The organism is candidate division TA06 bacterium, assembly GCA_004376575.1.
Taxonomy (GTDB): Bacteria; Hydrothermota; DG-26; order E44-bin18; family E44-bin18; genus E44-bin18.
The window spans coordinates 28,246-47,855 of the sequence record SOJN01000022.1; the positions used below are offsets into that span (position 1 = coordinate 28,246).

Annotated in this window: 12 protein-coding genes; 11 read left to right on the forward strand and 1 reads right to left on the reverse strand. The window is 50.6% G+C overall.

What is annotated here, in order from left to right; translation table 11 throughout:
• Positions 1 to 7 precede the first annotated feature (7 nt).
• From dacB to E3J62_01620, 5 genes are all read left to right on the forward strand, one after another.
• Positions 8 to 1,513 carry a D-alanyl-D-alanine carboxypeptidase/D-alanyl-D-alanine-endopeptidase gene (gene dacB, locus E3J62_01600; protein ID TET47404.1) on the forward strand — a complete coding sequence of 502 codons (1,506 nt, stop codon included), beginning with the start codon at positions 8 to 10 and terminating at the stop codon, positions 1,511 to 1,513.
• Positions 1,514 to 1,639: 126 nt separating this feature from the next.
• Entirely contained in the window at positions 1,640 to 2,635 is a 996-nt protein-coding gene (gene trpS / locus E3J62_01605; GenBank protein ID TET47405.1) for a tryptophan--tRNA ligase, read from the forward strand.
• Between the two features lie 114 nt (positions 2,636 to 2,749).
• Positions 2,750 to 3,886 (forward strand): hypothetical protein, encoded by a 1,137-nt coding sequence (locus E3J62_01610; protein TET47406.1) that lies wholly within the window; start codon positions 2,750 to 2,752, stop codon positions 3,884 to 3,886.
• A gap of 203 nt (positions 3,887 to 4,089) precedes the next feature.
• Entirely contained in the window at positions 4,090 to 6,102 is a 2,013-nt protein-coding gene (ligA, locus tag E3J62_01615; protein ID TET47415.1) for an NAD-dependent DNA ligase LigA, read from the forward strand.
• A 14-nt stretch (positions 6,103 to 6,116) separates the two neighbouring features.
• Positions 6,117 to 7,472 (forward strand): hypothetical protein, encoded by a 1,356-nt coding sequence (locus E3J62_01620; GenBank protein ID TET47407.1) that lies wholly within the window; start codon positions 6,117 to 6,119, stop codon positions 7,470 to 7,472.
• Positions 7,473 to 7,507: 35 nt separating this feature from the next.
• Here the strand turns inward: E3J62_01620 and E3J62_01625 are convergent, their stop codons facing one another.
• Complete coding sequence (locus tag E3J62_01625) at positions 7,508 to 8,338, reverse strand: hypothetical protein (GenBank protein TET47408.1); 831 nt, start codon at positions 8,336 to 8,338, stop codon at positions 7,508 to 7,510.
• 787 nt (positions 8,339 to 9,125) lie between these two features.
• Here E3J62_01625 and E3J62_01630 point away from each other — a divergent pair.
• The 6 genes from E3J62_01630 to E3J62_01655 all read left to right on the forward strand — a co-directional run bounded on the left by E3J62_01630 (position 9,126) and on the right by E3J62_01655 (position 18,733).
• The gene (locus E3J62_01630; protein TET47409.1) at positions 9,126 to 9,308 is read left to right on the forward strand and encodes a hypothetical protein; all 183 of its coding nucleotides are present in this window, start codon (positions 9,126 to 9,128) and stop codon (positions 9,306 to 9,308) included.
• Between the two features lie 595 nt (positions 9,309 to 9,903).
• A complete protein-coding gene (locus E3J62_01635; protein ID TET47410.1) occupies positions 9,904 to 11,058 on the forward strand; it encodes a hypothetical protein in 1,155 nt (384 codons plus the stop codon).
• Between the two features lie 87 nt (positions 11,059 to 11,145).
• Complete coding sequence (locus E3J62_01640) at positions 11,146 to 11,463, forward strand: T9SS type A sorting domain-containing protein (protein ID TET47411.1); 318 nt, start codon at positions 11,146 to 11,148, stop codon at positions 11,461 to 11,463.
• 406 nt (positions 11,464 to 11,869) lie between these two features.
• A complete protein-coding gene (locus tag E3J62_01645; protein ID TET47412.1) occupies positions 11,870 to 13,861 on the forward strand; it encodes a T9SS type A sorting domain-containing protein in 1,992 nt (663 codons plus the stop codon).
• A gap of 35 nt (positions 13,862 to 13,896) precedes the next feature.
• Positions 13,897 to 15,987 carry a T9SS type A sorting domain-containing protein gene (locus E3J62_01650; GenBank protein ID TET47413.1) on the forward strand — a complete coding sequence of 697 codons (2,091 nt, stop codon included), beginning with the start codon at positions 13,897 to 13,899 and terminating at the stop codon, positions 15,985 to 15,987.
• A gap of 346 nt (positions 15,988 to 16,333) precedes the next feature.
• Positions 16,334 to 18,733: a S9 family peptidase gene (locus tag E3J62_01655; protein ID TET47414.1), complete on the forward strand. Its 2,400-nt coding sequence runs from the start codon at positions 16,334 to 16,336 to the stop codon at positions 18,731 to 18,733.
• The last annotated feature ends 877 nt before the right edge of the window (positions 18,734 to 19,610 follow it).

Genomic DNA, 19,610 nt, shown 5'->3' on the forward strand with positions numbered 1-19,610 from the left:
CGGGACGATGGTAGAATGGCGTGGCGTAAGGTTATGTATTTCAATGATTTGGGTCCCTCTTATCTTCTGCTCTTTGGTAGGATTTGCCCAATGCTCAGAGTGGCGTCTAGCGCGGAACCTGGATCGGGTGCTAAAAAGCTCTGGACTTCGTCGAGCATTTGTGGGGGTAATGGTGGAGGATCTGAAGACCGGAAGAGTTCTGTATTCCAGGAATGAGGACTTTTTGTTTATTCCTGCGTCGAATGAGAAGCTTTTGACCACAACAGCCTCGCTGCACTGGTTTGGTCCAGACTTCACGTACTGTACCCAGGTCTATGCCACTGGCACTGTGAGCACAGATTCGGCGCTTGATGGCAACCTCGTGGTAGTTGGCTCGGGGGACCCCACATTTTCTGAAACCTTCGGCATCAATCCAGATTCTGTATTCTCTTCCTGGGCAGAGTCACTGAAAATCCGGGGAGTTTACAGGATTGCAGGGTCTGTCGTGACAGACGAATCTCTGTTCGACAGGGAGAGACTCGGATACGGTTGGGATTGGCATTATCTCTCCTATTGGTATGCAGCAGAGGTTTCTGCTCTCTCTTACAATGATAACTCCGTGCAAATTGATGTGCTTCCAGGGGATTCTGTCGGAGCCACTGCGTCAGTCTTGCTCTCGCCTCGGACTTCCTATGCGAAGTTAACAGGCACTGTCCTCACCTCCAGTCCTGGCACAGGCGCCTCTGTGGACATTTGGAGAACGCCCTCGACAAACGAGATATGCATTTCAGGCAGTCTTGCCGTAGACCAAGAGATGAAGTCCTTCCGTGTTTCGGTCAGCGATCCGGCCCTTTTCTATGCGCACAGATTTACAGAAATCCTGAAGGAGAATTCAATAGAGGTTGATGGAGAGCCTTTTGTCTGCGACTCAACTCCTGTCAGTGCAACCTTGCTCTTCTCCCATTACTCTCCGGAGCTTGAAAGCACAATAGGTGTGACGAACAAAGGGAGTGAGAACCTCAGCGCAGAAATGCTTTTCAAGACTATGGGAGCACAGGCGTATGGCGAGGGGACATTTGAAAACGGAGCCCGTGCAGTCAAATCATATCTCGCAACCATAGGCATCGATACGAGCAGGTGTATTAGTGTAGATGGATCAGGACTTTCTCGGCGCAACCTGGTCTCCCCCAGGGCCCTGGTGAAACTGCTCCACGCGAATTTCACAGGGGGGGCACTGACCAATTCGTTGCCAGTATCTGGATCAGCCGGGACTCTCGAGAGCAGAATGGAAAGGGAGCCACTTGCTGGAAGGGTTTATGCTAAGACTGGAACCCTCGACCAGACAAGCGCGCTGTCAGGATATGTGATGGCCTTATCAGGCAGGCCTGTTGCTTTCGCCTTGATGACCAACCACTTTGTTGAAGAAATTGGGATGATCAAGTCGTTGGAGGATGAGGTTTGTCGGGCTCTTGTTCACTATAGTCCAAGGTCTTTTGGGCCGAAGGGAGGACGACATAGGGGTAAGGTTCGATAAAGGCCTTTTTCCAAAAAAGGAACCCGCCCTGCCCATGAGAAGGGCTTTGTGGTGGATCATACTTCTTTTGGTCTTCGTAATATCCATGATGAGGTATCTGGCTAACATCATCAGAAGGCTTGGAGGATAGACTTGAAGGGAAGGATTTTGAGTGGCCATAGGCCGACGGGCAAGCTCCACATAGGAAACCTGAAGGGTGCTCTTGAGAACTGGGTGAGACTTCAGGAAGAGTATGAGTGCTTCTTCGAAATAGCCATATGGCATGCTTTGACTACGGAGTACGAGAACACACAAATGGTGAAGGATTCGATCCGGGAGGTTGTCACTGACTGGCTGGCAGTCGGGCTGGATCCTGCGAAATCAACGCTCTTTGTGCAGTCTGATGTGCCTGAGCATGCCGAGCTTCACCTTCTCCTCTCCATGATCGTACCCGTTTCCTGGTTGGAGAGGAACCCGACACTGAAGGAGCAGATTAGAGATCTGAATCTTGAAGGGAAGATCAATTACGGCCACCTGGGCTACCCAGTCCTGCAGGCTGCAGATATCATCATTTACAAAGCAAATGCGGTGCCTGTCGGCGAAGACCAGTTGGCACATGTTGAGCTGACCCGAGAAATTGTGAGGAGATTCAATGGCCTGTACGGGAACGTCTTTCCTGAGCCTAAGGCACTCGTTACGCAGTTCTCCAAGGTCCCGGGGCTTGATGGCAAGAAGATGTCGAAATCATTGGGGAATGCGATAATGCTCTCTGATTCCCCCCAAGAGATAGAGGGTAGGGTCAAGCAGGCTTTTACCGATCCTTCGAAAATATACAGGGGTGACGCTGGCCACCCTGACAAATGTTTGGTCTTTGAATACAACAAGATTTTTGGATCGCCAGACCTCGCCGAAATAGAGAAGGACTGCAAAAGCGGTACTCTGGGATGCGTTGACTGTAAGGCTGTTGCGGCCAGGCTGATTTCTGATTACCTTGCCCCAATTAGAGAGAAAAGGCGGGAACTTGAGCAGAAGAAGGGCTATGTGGAGGAGGTTCTCAAAGAGGGTAGTGAGAAGGCCCGGAAGGTGGCCAAAGAAACAATGGCCGCTGTCCGAAAAGCAATGAAAATTTGGAATGGGGGTTGAAAAAGTCAAGACCATCTGGTAGGATTGGAGGTGATTTTGGGGTCGGTTCTATCGCGTTTTCAATCAATAAACCGTGGCGAGGAAGTTTCAGAAAGGGGGTAGCAGGTGCTTCAAATGAATTTCAACTTCAAAGATGTCTTCCGCGCTGGAAGGTTTGGGTTTAGCGCCAAGAAAATCTGGATCGGGTTTGCAGGGCTCTCGATGGGACTCATCCTATACTGTCTTTTTGCCTATGCAGCTTTTGCGGCGAGCCCGAACTGGACCGTAAAGCTGGTCTGGCAAACCTATAGGTATATACCTATTCCTTTCGGCGTGCATCTTGCCTGGTGGGGCTGGATAATATGGGGCGTAGGCACTGCCCTATTCGGTTTCATGAAGATGATCTCCCTCTGCGCCATTGCCAAGGTTACATTTGAGCAGCTCAGAGGAGATGAGTTCTATGAGGCAAAGGAAGCTTTCAAATTTGCTTTCAAGAACTGGAAGGGCGTATTTCTCTCTCCAGTGACTCTGGCTATAGTCATCGGAGTGATACTCCTTTTCGGCTTCGCACTCGGCCTTGGGGGGAGGATTCCGTATGTCGGGCAGATTCTTGTCGGCATTTTTGCCCTCCCCATATTTGCTGCCGCCTTATTCCTCGTGTACCTTTGTGTCGTTTTCTTTGTCTCTCTCTTTCTTTCTCCCTCAGTAGTGGCAACTACAAAGAGCGACACATTCGATACGCTTTTTGAGGTGTTCAGTGTCCTGAATGATCAGCCCTGGCGTCTTTTTCTCTGGGAGGCCGTGCTCACCATACTCTCCTCCGTAGGAGCGTTCATACTCGGCTTTTTCGTGAAGAGAGCACTCCTTCTGTCCAAGTTTGCGCTTACCCTGTGGGCCGGACCGAGACCCTGGATGGACACCATCTGGATGAAGGGCCTCTGGTATCTGCCCCATACGCTGCCATTCCCTCCATTCACCTGGATCACCAACGGGTTTCTGCCGGTCATGTCTTTGTCAAGAGTAAGCTATGTGACTGGAAATGGTGCCGAGGCATTTGCCGGATGGCTTCTCGGGCTTGCCTTCTACTCTGCCATCATCTTCGTTGCAGCATACGCAGTGGCGATAGTGGGCTCAGGAAACGCACTCATCTACACTGTTCTGGTTAAGATCAAGGACGACAAGAACTTGCTTGAGAAGCGTGAGGAAGAGGAGTTCGAGCCAGAGCCAGTGAAAGAGGAGGAGAAGAAGGAGGAGGAAAAGAAAGAAGGATAGGCGCCTCACACAGTATCACAACGACATCTCATAAAAGGGCGGTTCGAACGGGCCGCCCTTTTTACATAGGTACCAAGTACATCTTACAAAGTACAAAGTACGGAGTACAGAGTACAAAAGACAAAAGGCGACACGCGCCTTAAGGACCTTGTACTTTGCATTTTGTACTTTGTACCTGTTGGGTATCGAGCTATAATAGTTTTATCGTGTCCAAAAAGGATCTACAGAAGAAGGCAGAGGAGCTGCGCAGGCAGATAAACTACCATGACTACCGGTACTACGTCCTCAATGACCCGGTGATCAGCGATGTTGAATATGATACACTGATGAGGGAGTTGAAAGAGCTGGAGAAGAACCAGCCCGAGCTGATCACTCCAGATTCACCAACTCAGAGGGTGGGTGGCCAGCCGACAGAGGGGTTCCCTCCTGTTGAGCACAAGGTTCCTATGCTCAGTCTCGACAACACATATTCACACGATGAGTTGAGAGATTTTGACGGGAGGGTGAAGAAAACCCTTGAGAAGGTCTCTTACCGATATGTCGCAGAGCCTAAAGTCGACGGCGTAGCAGTCAGCCTGAAATACGAGAATGGCATCTTTGTTCTTGGTTCGACGAGGGGTAACGGCGTTGTTGGGGACGACATCACAGCCAATCTAAAGACAATAAACTCAATCCCCCTGCACATTCTCACAGATGACAAGGATCTTCTGAACATCGAAGTGAGAGGGGAGGTGTATATATCAAGAGCAGGTTTTCAGAGACTGAACGCTGAGAGAGAAGAAGAGGGCCAGAACCTCTTTGCCAATCCAAGAAACGCTGCCGCTGGTTCACTGAAACAGCTCAATCCGAGAATCGTGGCGAAGCGCCGCCTGAACATTTTTGTACATTCTATCGCCAAACCTCCTTCTGAAAGATTTGGAAGCCACTATGACACGCTCCAGATATTGAAGGAAGCGGGATTCAGGATAAATCCTCACAACAGGCTATTAGAGAACGTAGAAGAGGTCTTGCGGTTCTGCGATGATTGGGAGCCCAACAGGGACGGCCTTGATTATGAGGTGGACGGGATAGTCGTTAAGATTGACTCATTCGAGTACCGGGAGGTACTGGGGGAAACGACCAGCGTTCCAAGATGGGCGATCGCCTATAAGTATCCTGCACGGCAGGCGACAACCGTAGTGGATGAGATTAAGTGGTCTGTGGGGAGGACAGGAGTGGTCACACCCATTGCAATTCTGAAACCTGTCTCCCTTTCGGGGTCAACCATAGGCAGGGCAACCTTGCACAACGCAGATGAGATAAAGAGGTTGGACGTCAGGGAAGGTGATACGGTAATCATTGAGAAGGGTGGGGAAGTCATACCGAAGGTGGTGAAGGTTGTGGCAGAAAAGAGGCCCAGGAAATCGAAGCCTGCCAGAACACCCGCCAAGTGTCCCATCTGCAGTTCGCCTCTGGCAAGATATGAGGGTGAAGCGGCCATTAGGTGCGAAAACGTCTCATGCCCCATGCAGGTACGCAGGAGAATCGAGTATTTTGCATGCCGGAGTGCGATGGACATTACGGGCCTTGGCACGGTGGTCGTTGACCAGCTTGTGAGCGCAGGACTGGTCAAAGACTACGGTGACCTCTACTCTCTCAAAGCAGAACAGATAGAGTCATTGGAAAGAATGGGAAAGAAATCTGCACCGAATCTCATAAGTGCGATAAGCGACTCGAAAGAGAGACCTTTTGACAGAGTACTCTTTGCACTTGGGATAAGGCAGGTGGGCTTTCATGCTGCCAGACTTCTGGCTTCCAGGTTCTCATCAATTGCCGAGCTTGCCAGGTCGACAGCAGAGGAGATCTCATCCATAGGAGGCATCGGACCAATAATTGCCGAGTCTGTGGTCAAGTTCTTTCAGGATGAAGCGAACCTGAAAGTGATTGGAAAGTTGAGAAGGGCTGGACTGAAGCTTTCTCAGAAGAGAAAGAGAAAGGGGCGGCTGCCGCTCAAGAACAAGACATTCGTTTTGACCGGGGCATTGTCCAGGTACACTCGGGAGCAGGCTGGGGATCTGATAGTATCCCTGGGTGGAAAGCTCTCTGCGAGCGTTTCGAGAAAGACCGACTATTGTGTTGCAGGCGAGAATCCAGGGTCCAAGCTGGATAAGGCAAAAGCCCTTGGCGTAAAGATAGTTGATGAGGAGGAGTTCAAGAGATTAACAAAAAAGAGTTAGTTGTTCTCTCTATAGTGGCAATCGTTCTGGGGAATCTTCTTCTCTTTGGAAGAACTCTTCCCCACTTTTTCTTATCAGATGACTTCGCGCAGATAGAGAGGGCCACCCGATTCAGTTTATCCGGATTGTTCGATATCAGAATTGGGCTTTATCGGCCCGTGCCGTTGACCGTTTACAGACTGATGTTCAAAGCATTTGGCTTCTCCCCAGTCCCTTTCAACGTTCTCAACCTGCTTATCCAGATTGGAAACAGCGTGTTGGTCATGTGGCTTGGGTTCAGGCTCACAAGAAGCATAGCCAAGGGGTTTTTGTGTGGGGCAATCTTCACTTTTCATTTCATGCATGTGGAGCCAGTCATTTGGGTAGCGTGTCTAAATCATCTTCTCACTGCGGGATTCTTGCTGGGTGCCCTGATTCTCTTTGACTATGGAGGGAAGGGCAGGAGAATCTGGAGTCTCGCTCTCTTTGTTCTGGCCCTGCTGAGTCAAGAAGCGGCCGTGGTCCTGCCGTTGTTTCTTCTTCTATGGCTCTGGGCTAGTTCAAAGCCGGTCCGTCTGCGCAAGACTGTCGCATATTTCGTGATTTCTCTTGCATACCTTGTTCTGAGGATTCCCTCATTGATGGTTGTGAAGGGAACCGGTGCGTACGCCATGAGGCTTGGGATGAATGTAGCTAAGAATGTAGCTTTCATAATAAGCTCGATGTTCTTCAGGCTAAACTTTCGAGAGTTGCTCGCAACCTGGAATGCCCACGGTAAAGGGTCGAGTGCGGCCCTGGAGGTTCTGTCGTCCCACCCATTGGCCGCAATTCTTGTTGTGGTTTCCTTGGCCTGTTTCGGAATTATGTTCTGGAGAGGTGGGAGAGCGGTCAAGTTTGGTGCAGCCTGGGTGCTGTGTTCCATGCTTGCCGTCATTTTTCTGGTGGGAACGGGGGAGCGGGTTACCTATCTTCCGTCTGTTGGGTTTGCCATGATGAGTGGAGTTATTATTCTGAGACTGAAAAAGGCTCCGGCTATTCTTGCTGCTTCTGCCGTATGCATTTATTTTTTTACGGTGGGTTTTGTGGATTCGAGCAGGTGGATTCGCGCTTCAGAAATCTCTGAAAAAATCACCGGCCAGCTTGCTGGCTACATTACCAAGAATCCAGGTGTCCGCAAGCTGTATGTCCAGGGTCTTCCCGACAACTACAAAGGTGCTTATGTATTCAGAGGAGGCACGGGCGCAGCGGCGAGATTGATTTCAGGGAAGAAGGACCTGCAGGTCATCAACATCGATGAAGAACACATGGAAGTTGGGGAGCCCGGTGCAATCTACCTGCGCTATGTAGAAGGCCGTCTCGAGCAGGTTCGCCGACCTGTACATGGGCCATAGGTTAGAATTCTGTCCCTGGAGCTGATTCCTTTTTGCTATACTGTGAGTCTGGTTAGAAGTCTGTCTATCTGCTGGTAGAGAGTGGGCAGCCTTACTATCTCGAACCCGGCCTGCCTTCCTTTCTCAATGTCTTGAGGGGAAGTCAGACCCCAGTCCGGAAGTGCTGGTATGACCTGACCCTTGATTTCCTGCAGGTTGGTGAGCTTGTCATCGACATACACCATCCGCTCAAGGGGCACAGAGGTGAGGTCGGAAAGGTATGTGAGTTGCTCAAGCTTCGTATCTCCGTTTTCTCTTGCTGCTATGTGTTCAAATAGGCGGCCGATCCGGTTATGAGCGAGAAGCCTGACAGTCGAACTCCGGTCTCTGCCGGTTGCCGCGGCAACAATTGTCCCGGGTCTGGAGGCGAGTCCGCTTATTGCTTCAAAAACTCCGGGGTATATGGGAATGATTTCAGCCCACCTTTCCAGTGCCTGCTCCTGGAGAAGAGACCTGGCCTTGTAGAATTCTTCTCTGAACTGGTGATGTAGTTCCTGCGCGTTCTTTCCAGCCTCCTGGAACTCCTTCTCGCCAATGGATACCCCGTTCCCATCTCGAGTCAAAGAGAGGTCAAGAACTGTATAGTATTCCTCTGCTCTAAGGCAAAACCCTGCTAGTGAACGGAACCTTGCGAAAAGCACGCTTTCATGTCTAACCTGCGCTATGTCTTCGAGGCCGAGATTTCTGGATGGAAGACCCGGAACTTTCGTCTCGGGGAAAAGGGTGAGCAAAGCGTTGTAGGCACACAAAAAATCTTCGCCTATGTGATCGAATATCACTCCATCACAATCGAAGGCGACTAGAGTTTTCTCCACTGTCTGGCGCATGATGCTTCCGTAGCAAAAAAGACCCCATTGGTCGTTTGATGGCGGCGTCCAAACCCGGGGCTCTTTCTATTTAAGACTAATACACCAATCCCACATTGTCAAGTCCCAAATTCCTGAGAAATCGGGAGCGGCCTCAAAAGTCAAATTCTGGAACCGCAGATTTCACACCCTCCTTCGCTTCCTACTTCGCCATATTTGGCTATGTAGGACTGACGCTTTCGAGCTACGAAGGACAAGGATTTTCACAAGATTCTTTATTTATGGCTTTGTCATAGGATCATCGCTGCCTGCGTTAATCTTGTGCTCTGGGGACGGTGCCCTCCCAAAACCCGAAGGATCTTCGACTTGACATTTTGCCTATCCCACCATGCGAAAACTCCTGTAACCACAGATTACACAGATTTTCACAAGATTATTTTTCTCGTTCGGGTTCAGCCATGAGGATGTGTTTTGAATCTGTGTTAATCTCGTCTAATCTCGTGGTTTTGGTGGTTCCGCGTTGCGGTTACTGCAACAGATTGCGGCACTTATTGTCGTGTTAAGCTTATTAGATTCAACTACTTATCTATGAGGTCCTAAATTGCCCCGAAACGCCACAGAAAAAGGGCCTTATTGGCCCTGGCCTGGCCTCCCGGATATCACGATAACTTATTGTCAAACATGATATTAGCCGACACTGGCCTTCGCTTGGCATGCTTCTTGTTATATACAGGAATGGCATAGAAGTCAGTCCGCGAAACTAAGCAAGAATGTGGCTCGTTATTAACCTTTGAATGGATAGGAAAGTATGGGAAGAATTTTATTGTCAGATTACGACGTTACTAAACTCTGGAGCACGGTGGTCGATCCACGCCCCCCCTGGTCGAATAAATACAGGGGACTGAGCATTTACGAAAGAGAGATCAAGACACCCGACGAACAGCACGCTGAGCTGGGCTTGCTTGTCGGGAATGGCGCAAAAAAGAATTAGGAAACCAACAGGGCAGCCAGGGAAGACCACACCGTAGACCACAGCCCCGTTTGGGCCACAGGGTTTCTGTCAGAAAAGAGAGCTTATGGAAGCTGCTTTGCTCGCCGCAAGCATTGGAATGTTCACGCTCCCCGCTCAATATCGGAACCCCAATTCTTTCCTCCCCTTTGACAAGGGGGAGGAATAAAAGGAGAGGGATGCACAAGATTCAGGATTTGGGCGGCTGATGGGCTTGACACAACCACCCTTCCTTGATATAAATTACTCGGGTGTCTCTTGGGAAGCAGATTGCGGGCGGATGCAGAGCGTCGAAAGATGAAACCTTTATTCCCAGCATTGAGAGAAGAACTGACAGGTATCTGTGAGCCTGACCGCATTCCCTCGATTAGAGCAACAGTGCGCCATTTCGCAAGGGGTCTGGACACGTTCAGGCAATCATCATGAAGAGACGTACTCAAGGCAGGTGCCTCTTCGGAGCGATTTTGCTCCTTGCATCCCTCGTTGCCGGCTCCTCGCTGGCTCAGGCCGGGTTTAGGAAGAGCTATGGTGGCCGTGGGTGGGACGAGTTGCTAGATGTCGCAGTCAAGGAGATAACATGGTAGAAAGAAGGTCATTGTTGCTCCGGTCCTGCATCCTCCTCCTGTCGGCATTGGCAATTGGCTGCCACAGCAAGGGGCTTCCCGAAGGCTTTGATCTCAAGGACACGATACTTTTCACCGCATATCAGCGGCACACAGGCTGGACTACTTCTAAGGACTACAAAGAAATATTCTTAATAACGTCCAGCGGAGATACTCCTCCGATACTGATAACAGATAACCGTCACGAAGAGGTGGCTCCCATCTGGCTTTCCGATGGGGAGAACATTGTTTTCTTGAGGCATAGAGGGAGAATTGAGGAACCGGAGAAAGACATATACTTGAAGAATCTGGCGACCGGCAGTGAGCGGCGCGTCATCAGAGCGGATCTAGAACGCAAGGATATAGGTTTCTGGAAGATCAACTTCTTTGAAAGCATTTCCTCTGGACCTAACAAGACCTTGTTTTTTCAAAGAGGCGGTTCTCTCTACCAAGCTAGCCAGACTGGACAGACGATCGAAAAGCTGTTCGACTTAAGAGATTTGGGACTCACCTATAAGTGTGGCGGATTCATACAGCCAATATCGGACCCTTCGGCGTCTGCCGATGGACTTGCTGTCGTCTTCATTTCTCAGAATGGGAAGCGCATTGACAGTGTAATATCTTCCGCAATTCCTCAACATTTGCCTCCGGTAGTCAGAAGAGCAAAAGCTAATGATATGGCCCGGAAGATGAAAGAAGTGAGCCTCGCCAACACGGATGGGTCAGATTTCAAAGTCCTGACGGATGACTTTTTCCCCGACTATGAGCCGGTCTTATCTCCTGATGGACGATACATCTGCTACGTGTCTGAGAGAACTCCGTATGCAGCTACGCAGAACACTGTGCCGACACCCGAGCATTTCGACGGAGCCGGGCAAGTAGTCACCCGAGAAACGGGCAATTTCGACATATACGTGATGGACATTAGTGGAGACAACGTGAGGAGGCTTACTACTGAGCGTTCTAAAGATGTACAGCCTAGCTGGTCACCCGACGGAACACAAATAGCCTTTGTGTCTGACAGAAGTGGGATAGCTCAGATCTGGGTTATGAATGCCGATGGCACCGACCAGCACCCGCTGACCCGTGGGGATCGGGTTTGTAGCAGTCCTTGTTGGTCACCAAGGTAGGAATTGAGCGGCGCATAAGAGTCAAACCGCCCAGTCCGGGTCTGAAGAGAATGGTTGACTTCCCGACATTTACAATTGCGATGGCGGATGGGGTCTCAAAATGTGACCGCAATGCATCGCGCCGCAGGCAAACGGCCGTCAATCCGCGCTTTCCCCAGCCCATTCCGCCACTCCACAACAATTGAACTCTTGAACGTTGATCCTTTGCTCGATCATGTTGTGGGTGTGTACGATGTAGCCGGCAGACTAGTAACTAAACTCCCACTCTCAAACGGCAACACAATCTGGACCGCCAACAACCATCCCGCCGGCATCTACTTCCTGAAACTAAAGGCCGACACCCATTCCCCTTCGACTTCGCTCAGGATCTACGACCCAACGACCAGACTCCTGAAACTGGAATAGTCGCTTTTCCACCCACTGCCATAAACAGAGGTGTCATAGACAGTGCTCAGCCCTAAGCACTGTCTATTTCACTTTTGCGCAAAAGTGAAATGGGAGCCTTCGCTCAAGGGGCTTGTAGGTGGCCGAAGGGCACAAGAAGCCGCATTGTTCTATTTCGGTTTTGCGCAAAAGTGAAATAGAACAGCATTTGCATATTCCCGGGAATTCGAAAATGCGCAAGTGTGCAAATGCGCGAATGTGAGAATGTGGAAACGGTTGATGAGAACTATTCGGATCTCGTTTGGAGGGCTTGTGCAAGGCCCGGTGTCGAAAAAGGGTTGACAGAATTCCGGGAATCTGGCAGTATCTGTTTGGTTGGGGCGATAGGGTGCTGTTTCGTGGGAGAAATGGATAACTTGGGGGAATTGTGAGAAGAACTTACCTTGTAGTACTTCTTCTGGCTGGGATTTTTCTGTCTGCATTTGTTCTGCCGGTTGCCTCCCCGGGTGTAATCACATTTGAGAAGACATACGGGGAGGACATTGACTGTTACTTCGGCCGAGCTGTCCAGCAGACTTCAGACGGCGGTTACGTAGTTGCAGGATTCTGGCAGTATGGACTGTTCGGCGACATCGGCCCGCTCTTGTTCAAGACAGACTCTCTGGGGAATAGACGATGGTGGCAGGCTATCAAGCCTCTTTTTGACAATGTCGCTAACTCTGTCCAGCAGACCTTTGACGGTGGATATATCGTTGGCACCATGTTTGGTATGACAAAGACAGACGCTGTAGGCCGAGAGGTCTGGACTAGAGGATACGGCAGTAGCGTTCGCTCTGTTCGGCAGACGTCGGGCGGCGGGTATATCGCTGCGGGGGGTTATCTTTTGATGACCGATGCGGTGGGGAACCTGCTCTGGGCAAGGGACTACGGCGATATAGGTTTTTCCGTCCTGCAGACCTGGGACGAAGGATATGTCATGGCTGGATACAAAGATGATCAAGTCTACCTGGTGAAGGCCGACCATCATGGTGACAGTCTCTGGGCAAGGACGTACGGAACTGGCACAGGTTACTCTGTCTGGGAGACCTTGGATAGCGGGTATGTAATCGGAGGGGTGACCGGCGAAGACATGTATTTGGTTAAGACAAACTCGTTGGGTGAGAGTCTGTGGACAAGAACCTACGGTGGTACCGGTCGTGATTACGCTTACTCGGTCCAGCAGACTTCGGATGGGGGGTACATCCTTGCGGGAAGGACGGATTCATTTACTCCGGGCTATCGCGCTTACCTTGTAAAGACAGACTCATTGGGTTACATTCTATGGACAAGGCTGTATGGGGGTAGTTCATGGACCGACGGTTTCTGTGCCCAGCAAACCTCTGACGGCGGGTATGTAATTGTAGGAGACAAGGACTGCGGTGCATATCTTATAAAGACAGATGAGGAGGGAGGACTGAGGACGGATGCGGGGGTCGTGACTCTGGATGCTCCCGGGGACACAGTGTTGTCGGACTCAATCTGTGCTGTTGTGGCAACTGTTAGGAACTTTGGTGTTACTTCCGTAACCTTTGATGTGATTGCACGTATCGACTCGTTGTCGTCGGACGGTTACGAGGACACCGTTCAAGTGGAAGATCTTCCTCCGGATTCCTCAGTGGAGGTCGTGTTCAAGGATTGGCACGTACCTCCCACCGACTCTACGATCTATGAGATGGTTGTGTGCACTGCGGTTCCTCAGGATTGGGACACAAGCAATGACTGTCGGTCGAAATCTATCTTTGCCTATCATGTGACATACCGGGATGCGGGAGTAGTCTCTGTTGATTCCCCAGGGGATACGGTCTTTATAGACTCACTTTACCCGGTTATTGCGACCGTACAGAACTTCGGGAACATAGCCATAGACTTCGACGTGGTCGCTTTTATCGATGGATATGACGATAGAATCAGCGTGGAAGGTCTTGCGGTAGGTTCAACAATTCAGGTGACGTTCAGGGATTGGCAGGTCCCTCTGGCCGACTCTACTACCTACAGGATGGCGATCTGCACTGTACTTCCTCATGATAGTGATACCAGTAACGACTGCAGCTACAAGTCAATCTTTGCCTACAATCTGATTGGAATGCAAGAGGGAGTTAAGCACGGATTACAGGCTGCAGATTACAGATTGGAACAGAATGACCCGAATCCGCTTCGTGGTTCGACTGTAATGGGCTATTCCCTGCCTGCGGCTGTCCCTGTAAGTCTAAAGGTCTATGACATGGCCGGGAGACTGATTGAGATTCTTGTAGATGAAAACCAGGAGTCGGGGACTTACCGAATAAGGTGGCAGGCAAAGGACAGGCCGGCTGGTATCTATTTCTACCGTCTTCAGGCCGGGAACTTCGTGGACATGAAGAAGATGACGGTTGTTCACTAGTGGCCAAGCTATGTAGTTATTTGGGACAAAGAGAAATGGATAGGCATAGAGACAGTTCTTGCGCGTGGCCGTTCTTAGGGATTCTTCTCCTTGCTCTCCTCCTTCCGGTGTCATGTCTTGCTGAGATCACCTTTGAAAAGATCTTCTACGTATCCGGAGGGAGCAGAGGTTACTGTGTGCGGCAGACCGAGGAGGGCGGATATATCGTTGCAGGATATGGCGCCGGTGACGTTTACCTCATAAAGACAGACTCTCTAGGAGTCGCGATCTGGAATCGGAGATATGGCGGGGGGTCTAGTGATAGGGGCTACTGGGTCGAACAGACGCGTGATAGGGGATATATCATCACAGGAGAGACGTGGTCCTTCGGCGCGGGCGGGTCTGACGTTTACCTCATAAAGACAGACTCTTCGGGCGATACTGTCTGGACAAGGACCTACGGTGGCACATATAGCGATGAGGGACACTCCGTTAAGCAGACCTCGGACGGCGGTTACGTCATTGCCGGGATGACACTTCGCCCAGATATGCACATCTACCTCATAAAGACTGACTCGTTGGGGGATAGCGTGTGGACAAAGATCTATGGTGGCGTCTCTACGGCTGAGGCTCACTCTATTATAGAGATCGAAAACGGGGATTATGTAATCGCCGGACGCATATTCTCAACGGTGGAGCCAATCTTGGATAATGTGTATCTCATCAGGACAGACTCTGAGGGAGAAACGCTCTGGACGAGGACTTACGGCACAAATGCCTGGGATAGGGGTCGCAGTGTGGAGCAGACCGATGACGGTGGGTACATAATTGCGGGCGAGACAGGAGACGCCAACGCGGGCTGGGGCTATCTCTATCTCATTAAGACGGATTCCTTGGGCGACACTCTCTGGACTAGAACCTTTGGCGGAACTGGACGAGACAGGGCCTACTCTGCCCAGCAAACTTCGGATGGCGGGTACATAGTCACAGGATTCATACGGTTCGGTGATGCAGCCATAGAACAGTACGTTTACCTGGTGAGAACTGACTCCTTGGGAGACACCCTGTGGACTAGAACCTACGGCCATCCTTGGTCTTGTGGCTACTCTGTTCGGCAGGTCAATGACGGTGGATACGTGATCGCAGGAGGCACTTTCGGAGATCCTTATCTTGTCAAGACAGACGGGAACGGATTCGTGGAGAGAGATGGAGGGGTGCTCAGTCTTGACTCGCCTGGAGACACAGTATTCTGCGATTCCATCTATCCGGTCATTGCGACTATCAGGAACTTTGGACCTAACCCTGTTACGACTGGGGTAGTGGCCAGGATGGGTGCTTATTTCGACACAGTTGAGGTGCAAGATCTTGGACCATATTCCTCGGTCCAGGTAACCTTCAGGGATTGGCAGGTACCTCGGAGCGATTCTACAAACAACTTTCTGCAGGTCTGTACCAGTGTCGTCTATGATCGTGACACCACAAACGACTGCAAGGACAAGGTCATCTTCAGCTACATCCACAGATTCCATGATGCTGGATTTGTATCGATTGATTCCCCGGGGGATACAGTTTTTCCCGACTCTGTTTATTCCATCAAAGCGACTGTTCGGAACTTTGGGAATCTCATTGATACGTTGGATGTTGTCGTCTTCATTGACGGCTACCAGGATGAGGTTCGGTTAGAAGGTGTAGCCCCGAACTCCCCAGTGCAGGTCACATTCAAGGATTGGCAGGTGCCATCAATTGATTCTATCAGCTACATGATGATCGTCTGCGCCTACGTTTCGAATGACGTAGATACCTCCAACGACTGTGGGCATAAACTCATATTCGGGGTCTCACCGGTGGGTGTCGAAGAAGAATCGAATCGCAGATTGGAAATTGTGGATTACAGATTGAGCCAGAATCAACCGAATCCGTATAACCGATTGACATCGATAGAGTATTGTATGCCGGTTGGTTGCTCCGTCAGCCTAAGAGTCTTTGACATTACTGGACGGCCGGTGGAGACCCTTGTGGACAAGAAACAACGGGCAGGCGCCTACCGAGTCCGGTGGGACGCAAAGGATCAGTCTAGCGGTATCTACTTCTACCGCCTTCAGGCCGGAGATTTTGTGGAGACCAAGAAGATGACCCTCCTTCGCTGAGGTTCCGCGGTGGGGGCTTCTTGTTCACTGGAGCTTCGGAGGGCAAGCTCCTTCTTCGCTAACGCCTCGGAGGGCAGGCTCCTAATTTGCTGACGGATTGAAGCTAAAATGAAGCAAGAGAGAGGAGGGCCCAAGTCCTCCTTTTTTCACTTTTGCGAAAAAGTGAAATGGAACAACATTTGCATATCCCGGAGAATTCGAAAATGCCCACATGTGCAGATATGGAAGTGTGGAGAGGGGTGAGGATGGTAGTGGGATATTTAAGACTTGAAATCGGATAGATTCTGGACATAAATTACCCAGGGACAAATGCAACAGAAATATTACGATCTGAGGAGATGGGATCATGAAAAGAACTGTTTTTGTCTTAACACTGGTTTTCAGCTTGATCTCGGCCGTAAGAGTCTGTGCCCAAGAGCCCTACAAGCTACCTCCCAAAGAGATCATAGACATCCTTGATGTTCCTCGGCCTCCCATCGCGTCCATAAGCCCAACCTCAGAGCTGATGCTCCTTGTAGAATATGAACCGATGCCTTCCATTGCGTACCTGGCTCAACCACTTCTAAGACTCGCAGGGATAAGAATAACACCGAAGAACAACAGCCGTCAGAAAACGATATTCTATACAGGGCTTGTGATCAAGAGATTGGAAGATGGGAAAGCCAGGCGCATTTCTCTTCCAGAAGGTGCGAAACTGGGTTTTCCTCAGTGGTCGTTTGATGGCCGCTGGGTAGCCTTCCTCCGTTACACTGACAAGGGAGTGGAATTGTGGGCAGCAGAAACAGAATCGGGAAAAGCGAAGCCTCTCACTGCTCCTAACATTAACGCGGTCCTTACTAGCGGCTTTCGGTGGATGCCCGATAATCGTCATCTGATCGTCAATGCTGTTCTGGAGGACAGGGGGCCCCCACCGGAATCTCCTTCTTCTCCTGTGGGACCTAATATACAGGAAACAGCGGGCAAGTTCTCAAAGGTGCGCACATACCAGGACCTGCTGGAGGATTCTTACGATGAAGATTTGTTTGATTACTATGCCACGTCCCAAATCGTCGTGGTGGACGTGATTTCTGGGCAGGCCCGCAAGATAGGGGCTCCTGGAATCTATATGGATGTGTCTCCTTCACCTGATGGGAACCTGCTACTTGTTGAAAAAATCAAGAAGCCATATTCCCACAGTGTTCCTTACTACTACTTTCCCTTTTCGATTGAAATCTGGAATAATGAAGGCGAGCCTGTCCACCTTCTTGCTGATATGCCTCTGACTGATGAAGTTCCCATAAGAGGAGTTCCCACTGGCCCCAGGTCTCTCAGATGGCGGCCGCTCAGGCCTGCCACCCTTATCTGGGTTGAAGCTCTGGATGATGGTGACCCGGAGAGAGAGGTTCCCCACAGGGATAAGCTCATGACCCTTTCTGCTCCCTTCAAGGAGAACCCAGAGGAGGTCAGAAGAATCGAGCATCGATTTTCGAGAATCTCCTGGCTGGAGGAAGAAGGGCGGGTTTTCATCGCAGAATATGACTGGAAGAAAAGATGGCGGACCACTTATCTGATCAACGTTGACAAGCCAGAAATACCTGAAAAGAAAATCTTTGACCTAAGCGTGCATGATCGCTACAACGACCCGGGCCATCCGATTGTGAAAACGACTGAGTCGGGAGAGCATATTCTACTCCAGGATGGGGACTGGATTTATCTTTCTGGGGGCGGTGCTTCACCTGAAGGCGACAGGCCTTTTCTGGATAGGATGAACACCAAAACATTGGAGAAAGAACGGTTGTTTCAGTCAGGTGCAAAAAGCTATGAGGTCTTTTATGATTTTGTGGGGGATTCCCGCAATAAGATAGTAACGAGCCGCGAATCCAAAACTGATCCCCCCAATTTCTACTCAGTCGACTTGGAGAGCAAAAAAAGGCAAGCTCTCACTGATTTCAAGGACCCTGCTCCCCAGCTAAAGGGTGTAAAGAAGCAACTCATAAAACACACGAGGGAGGATGGAGTTAAGCTCTCCGGCACTCTCTATTTACCTCCTGAGTACAAAAAAGGGAGACGGCTTCCGGTGGTAATTTGGGCATACCCTCTCGAATACAGCGACCCTGACGTTGCGGGACAGGTAAGAGGTTCGCCTCATAGGTTCACCTTTCTTAGAGGGACCTCCCGCCTTTTCCTCCTCACTCAGGGGTATGCTGTCCTCGATCGTGCCCAGATGCCTATAGTCGGCGATCCAAAGACAATGAATGATACTTTTGTCGAGCAGGTTGTGGCCAGCGCAAAAGCAGCCATAGAGAAACTAGATGCCATGGGGATTGTTGACCCGAAGCGAGTCGGTGTGGGCGGACACAGTTATGGAGCCTTCATGACAGTCAACTTGCTGGCACACTCCGATCTTTTTGCCGCAGGAATCGCCAAGAGCGGAGCCTACAACAGAACCCTGACACCGTTTGGGTTCCAGAGCGAGCGGAGAACCCTCTGGGAAGCCCCGGAGGCATACTTCAAGGTTTCTCCCTTCATGCATGCCGACAAGATCAATGAACCTCTTCTTCTCATTCACGGCGAAATTGACAGCAACTCCGGTACATATCCCCTCCAGTCGCAGAGGCTCTTTCACGCCTTGAAGGGACACGGCGCCACCGCCCGCCTGGTCATGCTTCCTTATGAGGGTCATGGTTATAGAGCCAGAGAGTCAGTCCTTCATGTGCTGGCCGAAATGATCGAATGGTTTGACAAGTATGTGAAGAATAAGAAGTGAGCGGTGGCCCGGGCCTTTTTCACTTTTGCGAAAAAGTGAAATGGAACGCTGGTTGCATATTCCTGGGATTTTGAAAACTTAGATCATAAATCCTCATTCTTAAATGTAGAAGGACACTGTCCCCAACGCACGAGTACATGTTCGAAGCAGACTCTTCCCGAGAGTTTATGCTGAACGAAAGTGAAGTGCTCAAAGTGACCCGACTACGCTTTCGCTAGCTACGTCGGGCTGCGCCAGCCCGTCGAAGCTCAACGAAGTTGAGCGAAGACGGGTCATTCTGGAGGAGGCCGTTAGGCCGACGAAGAATCTGCTTTTGAGTTCCTTTCACCAGTGCCATACAGTTAAACAGCAAAAGCAGATCCTTCACTATCGTTCCCCGTGTGTCTCGCTTCGCGAGAAACGGGGCAAGCAGGAGCTCGCAGAACGACCGGGGTAGGCCCTTCTGTCAAGGGAGAGAGGAGGTATTGTGGGCGCGCTGCAAGCAGCGCTACTCCAGGAAGGAAGTGAACGGCAGTGTCGTGCAGAGCGAAAGCAGGTCCTTCGACTCCGCCGCTCAACTAGCTCACGGCTCCGCTCAGGACGAAATATGCCCCGTGGAAGGCGTCCTTAGCAAGAGCTCGCAGATTGCTTTGCCACCCTGGGTGGCGAGTTTATGCCGAGAGAATCGAGGTGCAACGACATATGCTGTTTTGGGTGGGGGAGAAGCGTAGGCGGTTTCCCCACTTCGCCCGACTTCGCTCTTTCTAGCTACGTCGGGCTCCGCTTGGGACTTCGCGTTGGGTTGCGCCCCGGGAGCTTTGTGATAAATTTCACAAATTGGGGTGTTATTACTAAGTCAAGATGTTAGTTTTTTACTACGTCAAAATGATAGTTTTTA